Below are 12,105 nucleotides of genomic sequence, written 5' to 3' on the forward strand. Positions count from 1 at the left end.
ATGTTGGTTTTGGGTAAGCGACGGACATGACCCGGTTCGACGCAAGCTGACCCGCAATGCTGCACGGCAGCTTGTTGGACCCGGCTACAAAATCGGAGAAAATGAAGGGTTCACTACAAATTTGTCGTCATAAGGGAGGTGTTGTATGTCCGAAGCCGTGAGAGAAGCTGCAAAAAAAGGGCGGCCGGAGTTCCGCAATATTGGCATTAGCGATATTACTGGCAAATATCGCATGCCGCCGTCGGCCATCGTGTCGATCCTGCACCGCATCAGCGGCGCCGGGTTGTTCCTGATGCTGCCGTTCCTGCTGTACCTGCTGCAGGAAAGCCTGCTGTCCGAAGGCTCGTTCGAGCACTTCCGCGGCATCATGAGCAACGTGTTCGTCAAGATCATCCTGCTGGGCCTGTCCTGGGCCTACCTGCACCACTTCACCGCCGGCGTTCGCCACCTGTTCATGGACAACCACCTTGCCCTGGACAAGGACACCGCGCAAAAGACCGCACGCTGGGTGCTGGTCGTGAGCCTGGCCCTGACCGCGCTGGTCGGCCTGAAACTGTTCGGAGTGTTTTAAACCATGGCTACCAAGAATAACATCGGCCCGCGCCGCCTCGTCGTCGGCGCCCACTACGGCGTCAAGGACTGGCTGGCGCAGCGCGTCACCGCCATCGTCATGGCTGTCTACACCGTCATCCTGCTGGTCATGTTCCTGACCGGCCAGAACTTCACCTACGAAGGCTGGGCCGGCCTGTTCGCGCGCCAGTGGTTCAAGCTGTTCTCGCTGGTGACCTTCCTCGGCCTGTTCTACCACGCCTGGGTCGGCATCCGTGACATCTGGATGGACTACATCAAATCGGCAGGCCTGCGCCTGATGCTGCAACTGGCGACCATCTTCTGGCTGCTCGCCTGCGCCGCGTGGACTGTGCAAATTCTCTGGAGCGTGTAATCGTGGCAGCAATCAAACCTGCAATTCCTACCCGTCGCTTCGACGCGGTCATCGTTGGCGCCGGCGGTTCCGGCATGCGCGCATCGCTGCAACTGGCCGAAGCCGGCCTGAACGTGGCGGTGCTGTCGAAAGTCTTCCCGACCCGTTCGCACACCGTGGCGGCCCAGGGCGGCATCGGCGCCTCGCTCGGCAACATGAGCGAGGACGACTGGTACTGGCACATGTTCGACACCGTCAAGGGCGGCGACTACCTCGGCGACCAGGATGCGATCGAATTCATGTGCCGCGAAGCACCGAAGGTCGTGTACGAGCTCGAACACTTCGGCATGCCGTTCGACCGTAACCCGGACGGCACCATCTACCAGCGTCCGTTCGGCGGCCACACCGCGAACTTCGGCGAGAAGCCGGTCCAGCGCGCCTGCGCCGCGGCCGACCGTACCGGCCACGCACTGCTGCACACCCTGTACCAGCGCAACGTCCGCGCCCGCACGCACTTCTTCGTGGAGTGGATGGCCCTCGACCTGATCCGCGACGCGGAAGGCGACGTGGTCGGCGTGCTGGCCCTGGAAATGGAAACCGGCGACGTCATGATCCTGGAAGCGAAGACCACCATCTTCGCCACCGGCGGCGCAGGCCGCATCTTCGCCGCATCGACCAACGCCTTCATCAACACCGGCGACGGCATGGGCATGGCGGCGCGCGCCGGCCTGCCGCTGCAGGACATGGAGTTCTGGCAGTTCCACCCGACCGGCGTGTCCGGCGCGGGCGTGCTGATCACGGAAGGTGTTCGTGGCGAAGGCGGCATCCTGATCAACAGCAACGGCGAACGCTTCATGGAGCGCTACGCGCCGACCCTGAAGGACCTGGCGCCGCGCGACTTCGTCTCGCGCTCGATGGACCAGGAAATCAAGGAAGGCCGCGGCTGCGGTCCGAACAAGGACCACGTCCTGCTGGACCTGCGTCACATTGGCGCCGACACCATCAAGAAGCGCCTGCCGTCGATTCTCGAGATCGGCCACAAGTTCGCCAACGTCGACGCCACCAAGGAACCGATCCCGGTCGTTCCGACCATCCACTACCAGATGGGCGGCATCCCGACCAATATCCACGGTCAAGTGGTGGCGCCTGACGGCACCGGCGGCCAGAAGATCGTCAATGGCCTGTACGCGATCGGCGAATGCGCCTGCGTCTCTGTCCACGGCGCCAACCGCCTCGGCACCAACTCGCTGCTCGACCTGGTCGTCTTTGGCCGCGCGGCCGGCAACCACGTGGTGGCCTCGAACCTGAAGCAGAAGCTGAACAAGCCGCTGCCGAAGGACGCCGCCGACTTCGCCCTGGACCGCCTGAACCGCCTGGAAACCTCCACCGGCGGCGAGAAGGTCCAGCACGTGGCCAACGACATCCGCGCCACCATGCAGAAGTACTGCGGCGTGTTCCGTACCGACGCACTGCTGAACCAGGGCGTGGCGGAAATCATGAAGCTCGACGAGCGCCGCAAGCACGTGTCCTTCCAGGACAAGTCGAAGGTGTTCAACACCGCCCGCGTGGAAGCGCTGGAACTGGACAACCTGATCGAGACCGCGAAGGCGACCATCGTTTCGGCAGCTGCCCGCAAGGAATCGCGCGGCGCCCACGCCCACAGCGACTACGAGAAGCGCGACGACGAGAACTGGATGAAGCACACCCTGTGGTTCTCGGAGAACAACCGCCTCGAGTACAAGGCCGTCGTCACCAAGCCGCTGACCGTCGAGACCTTCAAGCCGAAGGCACGTACTTTCTAAATATTTGACGCAACCGGGGCAGGGCCCCGGTTCGAAATGACAGGTAAAAACATGGCACGCACCGTCCAACTGAAGATTTACCGCTACGATCCGGACAAGGATACGAAGCCTTACATGCAAGACGTGACCGTCGAGCTGCAAGACACCGACAAGATGCTGCTCGACGTCCTGCAGCGCATCAAGTCCGACGTCGATGACTCGCTGGCCCTGCGCCGCTCCTGCCGCGAAGGCGTGTGCGGCTCGGACGCAATGAACATCAACGGCAAGAACGGCCTGGCCTGCACCACCAACCTGAACGAACTGAGCCAGCCGATCGTGCTGCGCCCGCTGCCGGGCCTGCCGGTCATCCGCGACCTGATCGTGGACATGACCCAGTTCTTCAAGCAGTACCACTCGATCAAGCCCTACCTGATCAACGATTCGATCAAGCCGGAGAAAGAGCGCCTGCAGTCGCCCGAAGAGCGCGAAGAGCTCGACGGCCTGTACGAGTGCATCCTGTGCGCCTGCTGCTCGACCTCCTGCCCGTCGTTCTGGTGGAACCCGGACAAGTTCGTCGGCCCGGCCGGCCTGCTGCAGGCCTACCGCTTCATCGCCGACTCGCGCGACGAAGCCACCAACGAGCGCCTGGACAACCTGGAAGACCCGTACCGCCTGTTCCGCTGCCACTCGATCATGAACTGCACGGACGTGTGCCCGAAGGGCCTGAATCCGAACAAGGCGATCGGCAAGATCAAGGAATTGCTGGTCCGCCGCGCGATCTAAGCTCGGATTCGTCCGGACCGTCGTTGCGATGGTTCGGGCGGTGGTTGGACGCGTGGACGGCAGAGCCGTCCACCCTACGTAGCGCTGGCTGTAGGGTGGACGGGTTCCCCGTCCACGCGTTCAACCAGCATGAATGTGGCCGATCAGCCCGCATTTTTGCCGCAAATACAGTAAAAGTACCGTACTGCCAATTCCCGGCAGCCGGAGTATAGTGTTGACCCAACAACGGACTCTAGTGTGAAAACGCATCAATCCGACCCAGCCAACCGTGCCCGCCTGCGTTGGCGCGCACGCCGGGGCTTGCTCGAGAACGATCTGATACTCACGCGCTTCCTGGACGCACACGAAGCGGACCTGAGCGACGAGGACGTCGATGCGCTGACCCGCTTGCTGGACCTGGCGGACAACCCGCTGATGGACCTGCTGCTGGCCCGCGCCGAGCCCGAAGGCGAGGTCGACCTGCCGCACGTGCGCGCCCTGCTGGCGCGGCTGCGGCAAGCGTGAGCGGAACCGAGGTTTCGCGAGGTTTCGTTTTATATATTTTGATTTCACTCCCATAGAAGGAAGTGCCATGAACATCTCTGATACCAAAGCCACCCTGTCGTTCTCGGACGGCAGCCCGTCGGTCGACATGCCGATCTACAAGGGCACCATCGGCCCGGACGTCATCGACATCCGCAAGCTGTACGGCCAGACCGGCAAGTTCACCTACGATCCTGGCTTCATGTCGACCGCAGCATGTAACTCGAGCATCACCTACATCGACGGTGACAAGGGCGAGCTGCTGTACCGCGGCTTCCCGATCGAGCAGCTGGCCGTCAACTGCGACTTCCTGGAAACCTGCTACCTGCTGCTGAACGGCGAACTGCCGAACGCCGAGCAGAAGAAAAAGTTCGACGAGACCGTGACCAAGCACACCATGGTCCACGAGCAGATGAACTTCTTCTTCCGTGGCTTCCGCCGCGATGCGCACCCGATGTCGGTCCTGGTCGGCACCGTCGGCGCGCTGGCCTCGTTCTACCACGATTCGCTGGACATCAACGACGCCAAGCAGCGCGAGATCTCGGCGATCCGCCTGATCGCCAAGCTGCCGACCCTGGTCGCCATGGCCTACAAGTACTCGATCGGCCAGCCGTTCATGTACCCGCGCAACGACCTGTCGTACAGCGCGAACTTCATGCACATGATGTTCGCCAACCCGTGCGAAGAGTACAAGGTCAACGACGTGCTGGTGCGCGCCCTGGACCGCATCCTGATCCTGCACGCCGACCACGAGCAGAACGCGTCGACCTCGACCGTCCGCCTGGCCGGTTCGTCGGGCGCCAACCCGTTCGCCTGTATCGCAGCCGGTATCGCCTGCCTGTGGGGCCCGGCGCACGGCGGCGCGAACGAAGCCGCACTGACCATGCTGAAGGAAATCGGCTCGGTCGAGAACATCCCGGCCTTCATCGAGAAGGTCAAGGACAAGAACTCGGGCGTGAAGCTGATGGGCTTCGGTCACCGCGTGTACAAGAACTTCGACCCGCGCGCCAAGCTGATGCGCGAGACCTGCCACGAAGTGCTGAACGAACTGGGCCTGCAGGACGACCCGCTGTTCAAGCTGGCCATGGAACTCGAGCGCATTGCCCTGGAAGACGAATACTTCGTGTCGCGCAAGCTGTACCCGAACGTCGACTTCTACTCGGGCATCGTGCAGTCGGCCCTGGGCATCCCGGTCTCGCTGTTCACCGGTATCTTCGCGATGGCCCGCACCATCGGCTGGATCGCCCAGTGGAACGAGATGATCGCCGATCCGGAACAGAAGATCGGCCGCCCGCGCCAGCTGTTCGTGGGCTCGCCGGTGCGCGACGTGCCGACGATCGACAAGCGCTAATTCGCAACGCTGCGTCACCAGAAGCGGGCTGCGGCCCGCTTTTTTTATTTGTACGACCGGAAGGTAACCCCTGGTGGTTAATGCGACACGACAAATTGTATAAATGTGTCTCGGGCGTTGACGTTCACGTCACAATAGTTATACTCCTCACATGATCCAAGCACACCGCACCATGACGCGCCACGCCTTCCGCCTTCTCGGCGGCCGCGCCGCCGCGCCCGTTATCCGCGCGGTGCACTCCACGCGTAACCTCGCCTGGCTTTCCTTGGCTCGGTGAGGAAGCAGGTGGGCTCACCCCGCCATCCGACTTCCTCCCGAGCGACCTCCATCACATCTGTCATCGGCGCCACGGCGCCGCTGGTCCCTGTTGTCGATGGCCGCCAAAGAGCGGCCGCTCACTGGAGTTAGAACATGAAACCGTCCATTACTATTTCCTGGCTCGACCTGGAGCGCCTGGAGCGCGTGCTCGACCGCCTGCCTGCCGCCCAGGCCAACGCCCGCGATGCGCTGCTCGATGAACTCGGCCGTGCCGAGATGGTCGAACCCTGGGACATGCCGCCCGACGTCGTCACCATGAACTCGCGCGTGCGCTTCAGCTTCGATCACACCGAGGAAGAAGTCACCCTGACGCTCACCTATCCAAAGGACATGACCGACAGCGGCGAGCAACTGTCCGTGCTGACGCCGGTCGGCACCGCCTTACTGGGTCTGAGGGTGGGCAACAGCATCGGCTGGCAGCGTCCCGATGGCGGCGAGTTCCGCGTCACTGTGCGCGGCATCGAGTACCAGCCGGAACGCGCGGGCGAACTGCACCGCTAGAACTGGCATCTGCCGCGGGCGCCGGCAACCAGGATGAAGGGCAGGGCGAGGTAGCCGCTGAGGAAGAAGGTCGGTTGGCGCTTGAGACCGTCCTCATGCAGGCAGTTGGGTAGCTTGGCTTCGCTGAACTGGCGCGCGAAGGCGGTAGGCGCATCGCTGCCGAAGTTCGCCTTCGGCTTCTCGTCCGGCGCCCCGGCGTTCTCGGCCAAAGCGGCCCGCAGCGCCTGCTCGAGCGCAGGGGAGCGGGCGGCCGCGCGGATCTCGGCGGCGCCAGGCAATGCGGGAACAGGCGGCTGCGCCTGGCCCGGCCGCGCCAGGGCCAGCATGCTCAAGCACATCACCGCCAGTCGCTTCATCGCCTGTCCAGGAAGTTACGATATTGGCAAATGTACACCACCCACATCGCCAACATCGATCTTGCACATTTTGTTACATTTCAATGTGTACAATGCTCGCGCCTCTATTCCACGCACATGAAAGGACACCCATGAAACGCTTCCTGACCGCCTGCTTCCTGTTCCTGGGCCTGTTCGGCCTCGCCAATGCCGAAACCGATCCTGCCCTGACCCGCCAGGTCAACGCCTTCGTCGACGAATGGCATGAGGACGCGGCCAACGCGCGCATGGCCTATTTCGACAAGATGGCGAAAGAGGGCGTCTACATCGGCACCGACCGCACCGAGCTGTGGAAGCGCGATGAGTTCAAGGCCTGGGCCAGGAAGTATTTCGAGCGCAAGTCGGCCTGGAGCTTCAAGGCCACGCGCCGCAATGTGTATGCCTCGGCGGACGGTTCGATCATCTGGTTCGACGAATTGCTCGACACGCCGAACATGGGCCCCTGCATGGCCAGCGGCGTGATCCGCAAGACGAAGAACGGCTTCGAGATCCTGCATTACCAGCTGTCGATGGCGGTGCCGAACGAGGTCAACGGCCAGGTCAGGAAGCTGATCGACGAGAGCGCGAAGAAGGCGAAGTCCTGATGGTGCGCCTGTGCTAAGGTAGCCGCCTTCCCGAATCGCAAACAGGCAGCAGCAGTGAGTACCCCCTACATCGGCCGCTTCGCCCCGTCGCCCACCGGCCCGCTGCACGCGGGTTCGCTGGTGGCGGCGGTGGCCAGCTATCTCGACGCGCGCTTCCACCACGGAAGCTGGCTGGTGCGCATCGAGGACATCGACGAAGGCCGCAGCGTCCCCGGCGCGGCCGAGGGCATCCTGGCGCTGCTCGAGGCGCTGGGCATGCATGCGGACGGCGAGATCGTGTGGCAGAGCCGGCGCAAGCATCTCTACCAGGCGGCGGCCGAACGCATCGCGCTGCACACCTATCCCTGCGGCTGCAACCGGCGCGAGATCGCCGATTCGCGCCTGGGCTTCGCGCCGGACGGCGCCGCCATCTATCCGGGCACCTGCCGCTACGGCCTGGCCGAGGGACGCGGCATGCGCAGCCTGCGCCTGCGGGTGCCGGACGCTGGCTTCGACACCGTCCATTTCACCGACCGCTTCGCCGGCGAGGTGACCCAGCACCTGTCGCGCGAGTCGGGCGACTTCGTCCTCAAGCGCGCCGATGGTTTCTGGGCTTACCAGCTCGCGGTGGTCGTGGACGATGCAGAGCAGGGGGTCACGGACGTGGTGCGCGGCGCCGATCTGCTCGACTCCACCCCGCGCCAGATCTTCCTGCAGCGCGTGCTGGACGTGCCCACGCCGCGCTACCTGCACGTACCTGTGGTGCGTAACGACAATGGCGAGAAACTGTCCAAGCAGACCGGCGCCCTGGCTGTGAGCGCCGGCGACGAGGCGAGCGCTATTGCCGCGCTGCTGCAGACAGCGCGTTTCCTCGATCTCGGCATCGAGCGTGCCGGGTCGCTCGATGCCTTCTGGCGTGCGGCGGTCCCGGCCTGGGGCCAGGTGCTCGCACGCCATCCGGGCGCTTCGCTGGGCTAGCCGCAGCTAGCTCGCCTGGCCCATGCGGCGGCGTGCGATCGCTCCCACGCCAAGCAAGCCCACGCCCAGCATCGCCCACGATCCCGGCTCGGGCACCGGGGCCGCCACCATGAAGCCGCGGATTTCGCCGCCCGGATATTGGGTGGTGTGGATGTTCAGGTAGGCCGTGTTGTCGCCCAGCGCATCGAGCAGGGCGGCGCTGGCGCCTGCCGCGGTGCCGCCGAAGGCCGCCAGGAAGGCGGGGTCATACACCGCCGGGTCGGCCAGGTCGAAGGTCTGGCTGTAGCTGCCCGAGGTGACGCCGCTCGGGAAGCCGAACAGCGGGATCGCCACCCCGGCCGTGCCGGTCAGGCTCTCGGTGGTGCAGCAATGGATGTGGGCCGCCACCGTCCCTGTGGTGAGGTCGGCGAAGGGAATGTCCGCGCTCAGGATCATGCCGTCGAGCTCGAAGCTGGCGATGCTGTAGCCGGGTGAAGGATTGGGTGTGGCTTCGCCCGGTCCGCTCGAGACGGCGCGGTAGAAGTCGACTGCCAGTGCGGAGGGTGCAAGTGCGAGCGTGGACGCGGCCAGCGCCAACGCGGACAAGACTTTCTTCATGGTATACCTCCTGATTAGGAAAGAAACCAACGCAGCGCTCCCGCGAGGAAGGCTGGCGAAAAAAGTAGCACAGGCATACCGGCGTGGCCACACGGTACTAAGGGGCAAAGGAAATCCAGCCCACATTCCTCCGTCAGGAATGTGCCGGTGGAATCAGAAGAAGTCGTCGGCTGCCGCTATTGCGGATTACGCAGGATGGTGATTTCGCCGTCCGCTTCGAGGAAAGCACATTTCATTTCCGAACGCGGACAGTCGTGCTCGCGCAACGCTTCCTCCACGTCGCCGTCCGACAAGCGGCAGTCGCGCATCACTTTTTCGAAGAAGACGCCGTCGCGTCCGACCAGCACGGCGCTCCCGTCCACCAGCTTGGACATGGTCTTGCTGCGCGTGGTGCTCACGGCGATCACGGCGTTGATGGCGACCAGGGTCGCGGCGCAGATGAGGCCGCCGACCAGCGATTGGTCGCCGCCCGACAGCGAATTCGACACCGCTTCGGACAGCAGCATCACGACGAGCAGGTCGAAAGGCGTGAACTGGCCGACCGTCCGCCGCCCGGACAGGCGCACCATGACCAGCAGGAGCAGGTAGACCACCAGGCCCCGTACGATAAATTCCCACCAAGGAAGTTCCATGTCGAACATATGACCCCCAGCTTGAACCGTTGAGCCAATTGTAATCAATTTGCCAACGTGGCGATTTCAAGCGTGCGAATACTTTCGCAACGGACGCTGGACATTGTTGACCCTTGACAGCTCGACTATACTCGCCCCTTTGGAAGACGCTCCGCCATCGAGACCCGTGGAGTGATGGGCTGCTGCCTCTCGGACTACCGGCGCTTGACGGATCCGCGTCTGCCAATGTCTTTCTTGTCCACAATAAATTGCCTAGGCTTAAAGATTTCTTACGCTAATTCATGAAATATCTCAACACGGACCGGGGTTCCGGTTGGCCTACTCGCCTGTTTCAGCAAGGCGCCGGCCTGGCGCTGGCGCTGGTCCTCGCATGGCACGTCGTGCTCGACGCTTCCGCGGCCACTCCGCCTGGAGGCATCGGTGCATTGGTCGCCGCCGGAGAGGACTGCGATATTCGCGGGGAGAAATGTGTGAAAGGTATACGGGTCAGCAAGCTTGCCGATGGCGGCATGGCAGCCCTCGCGGGATTGGCGGTCGGAGACCTGATCTATGAAATCGAAGGCAATGCCATTCGGACCGTCGAGCAGTTGCAGGTCGCCCTGGCCAGTCGGGGAATGGCGGACATCGACGTGCATGTTCTTCGCCCGACCTTGGAAAAAGCGGACGAACCGGGCCGTCGGCCGATCACGCTGAGCTTGCGAAAGGCAGGTGTGGGCCCGCTGGTTGGCGCCAACGAACCGGGCATGGGGGCTTCTTCGAATGTGGATCCGGCAGGGGACACGCAAGCGCTGCAGCATCCGGATGCGATCGCCAGGAACTGGGGATTTTTCGCAGAACTGGCGAGGCTCAACAGCTTTGTCCGCGATACCGGCGAAATCCTGCAGTTCACATGGACCGACCTTGGCCGCACGATGGAGTGCGTCCATGTCTACAACGAGGGCAAGGATATCGAGCGCTTCCAGTACCGCTTGACTGGGACGCCGCGGGTGCTGGGCATGTTCGTCGCTGATCAGTATGTGGGCAGGGTCGCGGTCGCCGAGCATTCGTCGACGTTCTGGAATCCCATGCTATGGGAAACGCTCTCTTATCAAGACGGATCCCTCAAGCGAAAGCTACACGATCGTGTCGAAAGGACTTTCCACAATGTGCGAGAGGGGGAGGCCGAAGCCATACTGGCCAACCTGCGTGAGCGTCGCGCGCAGTCGCGCCGGGAGTCGGCCGCGTTCTGGAACAACTTCGCCGCAGGCTTGCAAGCGGCGACTCAGGCAACTGCGCAAGCCTATGCCGAGCAATCCCATGCGCGCGCGCAGACCGACGATATGTTGCGCGGAATCGCTGCAGACGCTGAACGGCAGCGACAGGCGGCTGTCGTCCCGCCTTCGCAAGCCACGCGCGCCGAAGCGGCGCCGCCGGATCCTGCCATGCTCAGGCGCGAGCAACCGGCGTCCCGCGTGGCGCAAGAAGGACAGCGGCAAACCATCGGCAGCCATCCAGTCGCGATGATACCGGCTCATCCGCAATCGTCCGGCCATGTCGAGGCCGCGCATGGCGGCGCGGGTGCGGCTCCCCAGCGGGAAGCCGAGAAGCCCGTGCGTCGGCAAGCCTACCTCGAGGCGGTGCTTGTCTGCACCAAGCCCAGCGGAGAAGCGCAGGCCTTCGAATGCTTGACGCCGGTCAGCAGCATGCGCGGACACAAGGGTGACATTTCGGGCCATCGTTCGCCGGAGGAATTCGCGGCGCGCAGCGCGAGCTGCACAGAGCCACGCCGCCTGGCGTCCAGCACGCATCTCGTCTGGGGATGTGGTTTCGCTGCGACGGGCGGCGTCAACGCACTTGACCGTGGCGTGGGAGTGGTAATCCAGGGGAGGCAAACCTATTACTGCACCGAGAAGCAGCTGAGTTGCAGGCGGACTCAGCCTTAGGAAGGCCGCGCGGCCGTTGGAGATGTCAGGGCGGTCTGGCGGGCGACCAGTTCCTCGTAGGCGGCCAGCTCCTGTTCATAGCGCGCCAGCGCCTCTTCATACAGGTCGAAAACGCAGGGTACGCAGCCGCTGCGGCAGCAATCCTCCAGCTCGGGCTGGACTGGTGGGACGGGACGCTTCAGTTCCATGGCTACTCCTCGCGCTTGAGCAGCTCCTGGATTTCCTCGCGCTCCTTCTTGCTGACATGGCCGCCGCGCAGGGCGGCAAGCACGAGTTCCTTGCCGGAACCGGCGAAGGCCTTGTGGATCAGCTCCTTGATGAGGCTGGTCTGCAGGCTGTCCTGCGGCTGGGCGGGGGCGTAGATATGGGCGCGCGCGCTTTCGTCGCGGGCGAGCAGGCCCTTGGCATGCATGACCTGCAGCAGGCGCAGCACGTTGGCATAGCCCATGTCGGGCCGCGTGGCGGTCGCGGCTTCGTGGACCTGGCGCGCCGTGGCCGGGCCGAGCTGCCACAGCAGGCGCAGCATCTCGAGCTCGGACGGGGTGGGTTTGGGTGGGGCTTCGGTGGTGCTCATGGATCTAGATTAAATGATCTAGAAGCCAAAGTCCATCCGGCGCCTGGAGCCTGTCCGGCAGGTGGGAGGAAGCGCATACCCGCCAGGCGCGCCAGCGCGACTTTCACCTGCCGGGATCGGCGCTTAGTTCGACCGGCGGTATTCGCGCAGGCGGAACTGCATCCTGCCCGCCTTGCGCTCGCAGACCCCGGTCATGGTCTCGTCTGCCGCGGGCGACCAGGTGAGGCGGCTGCCGGGCGCCTTGTCGGCGCAGGCCGCATGGGCGG

The 12,105-nt window shown here is 63.8% G+C and carries 15 protein-coding genes; 10 read left to right on the forward strand and 5 right to left on the reverse strand.

What is annotated here, in order from left to right; genetic code table 11:
* Positions 1 to 157: 157 nt before the first annotated feature.
* From sdhC to rnk, 7 genes are all read left to right on the forward strand, one after another.
* Positions 158 to 571, forward strand: coding sequence for a succinate dehydrogenase, cytochrome b556 subunit (gene sdhC / locus KBW98_RS05775; RefSeq protein ID WP_373888910.1), 414 nt, complete (start codon positions 158 to 160; stop codon positions 569 to 571).
* 3 nt (positions 572 to 574) lie between these two features.
* Complete coding sequence (gene sdhD, locus KBW98_RS05780; protein WP_211519175.1) at positions 575 to 943, forward strand: succinate dehydrogenase, hydrophobic membrane anchor protein; 369 nt, start codon at positions 575 to 577, stop codon at positions 941 to 943.
* A gap of 2 nt (positions 944 to 945) precedes the next feature.
* On the forward strand, positions 946 to 2,724 hold the full coding sequence (gene sdhA, locus KBW98_RS05785) for a succinate dehydrogenase flavoprotein subunit (protein WP_211519176.1): 1,779 nt from the start codon (positions 946 to 948) through the stop codon (positions 2,722 to 2,724).
* 51 nt (positions 2,725 to 2,775) lie between these two features.
* Positions 2,776 to 3,486: a succinate dehydrogenase iron-sulfur subunit gene (locus tag KBW98_RS05790; protein ID WP_211519177.1), complete on the forward strand. Its 711-nt coding sequence runs from the start codon at positions 2,776 to 2,778 to the stop codon at positions 3,484 to 3,486.
* A 237-nt stretch (positions 3,487 to 3,723) separates the two neighbouring features.
* A complete protein-coding gene (locus tag KBW98_RS05795) occupies positions 3,724 to 3,990 on the forward strand; it encodes a succinate dehydrogenase assembly factor 2 (protein WP_211519178.1) in 267 nt (88 codons plus the stop codon).
* Between the two features lie 67 nt (positions 3,991 to 4,057).
* Positions 4,058 to 5,359, forward strand: a complete 1,302-nt coding sequence (gene gltA / locus KBW98_RS05800) for a citrate synthase (protein ID WP_211519179.1) — start codon at positions 4,058 to 4,060, stop codon at positions 5,357 to 5,359.
* A 411-nt stretch (positions 5,360 to 5,770) separates the two neighbouring features.
* Positions 5,771 to 6,178: a nucleoside diphosphate kinase regulator gene (gene rnk, locus KBW98_RS05805; protein ID WP_211519180.1), complete on the forward strand. Its 408-nt coding sequence runs from the start codon at positions 5,771 to 5,773 to the stop codon at positions 6,176 to 6,178.
* Here rnk and KBW98_RS05810 read toward each other — a convergent pair.
* A complete protein-coding gene (locus KBW98_RS05810) occupies positions 6,175 to 6,534 on the reverse strand; it encodes a hypothetical protein (RefSeq protein WP_211519181.1) in 360 nt (119 codons plus the stop codon). The genes rnk and KBW98_RS05810 overlap by 4 nt on opposite strands.
* Positions 6,535 to 6,665: 131 nt before the next feature.
* Between KBW98_RS05810 and KBW98_RS05815 the strand changes: the two genes are divergently transcribed.
* Together KBW98_RS05815 and gluQRS are read left to right on the forward strand one after the other, a co-directional pair.
* On the forward strand, positions 6,666 to 7,157 hold the full coding sequence (locus KBW98_RS05815) for a nuclear transport factor 2 family protein (protein WP_211519182.1): 492 nt from the start codon (positions 6,666 to 6,668) through the stop codon (positions 7,155 to 7,157).
* Positions 7,158 to 7,211: 54 nt separating this feature from the next.
* Complete coding sequence (gluQRS, locus tag KBW98_RS05820; protein WP_211519183.1) at positions 7,212 to 8,114, forward strand: tRNA glutamyl-Q(34) synthetase GluQRS; 903 nt, start codon at positions 7,212 to 7,214, stop codon at positions 8,112 to 8,114.
* 6 nt (positions 8,115 to 8,120) lie between these two features.
* Here the strand turns inward: gluQRS and KBW98_RS05825 are convergent, their stop codons facing one another.
* Complete coding sequence (locus KBW98_RS05825) at positions 8,121 to 8,711, reverse strand: CHRD domain-containing protein (protein WP_229429002.1); 591 nt, start codon at positions 8,709 to 8,711, stop codon at positions 8,121 to 8,123.
* A gap of 176 nt (positions 8,712 to 8,887) precedes the next feature.
* A complete protein-coding gene (locus tag KBW98_RS05830) occupies positions 8,888 to 9,352 on the reverse strand; it encodes a DUF421 domain-containing protein (RefSeq protein WP_211519184.1) in 465 nt (154 codons plus the stop codon).
* A gap of 272 nt (positions 9,353 to 9,624) precedes the next feature.
* On the opposite strand from KBW98_RS05830, the gene KBW98_RS05835 reads away from it, so the two are divergent.
* Positions 9,625 to 11,265, forward strand: coding sequence for a PDZ domain-containing protein (locus KBW98_RS05835; RefSeq protein WP_211519185.1), 1,641 nt, complete (start codon positions 9,625 to 9,627; stop codon positions 11,263 to 11,265).
* Here KBW98_RS05835 and KBW98_RS05840 read toward each other — a convergent pair.
* Entirely contained in the window at positions 11,262 to 11,453 is a 192-nt protein-coding gene (locus KBW98_RS05840) for an oxidoreductase-like domain-containing protein (RefSeq protein ID WP_211519186.1), read from the reverse strand. The two genes, KBW98_RS05835 and KBW98_RS05840, sit on opposite strands and share 4 nt — an antisense overlap.
* 2 nt (positions 11,454 to 11,455) lie before the next feature.
* The gene (locus KBW98_RS05845) at positions 11,456 to 11,839 is read right to left on the reverse strand and encodes a BlaI/MecI/CopY family transcriptional regulator (RefSeq protein ID WP_211519187.1); all 384 of its coding nucleotides are present in this window, start codon (positions 11,837 to 11,839) and stop codon (positions 11,456 to 11,458) included.
* Positions 11,840 to 12,105: the final 266 nt, after the last annotated feature.

It is taken from the genome of Massilia sp. ST3, from assembly GCF_018119405.1.
GTDB lineage: Bacteria > Pseudomonadota > Gammaproteobacteria > Burkholderiales > Burkholderiaceae_D > Telluria.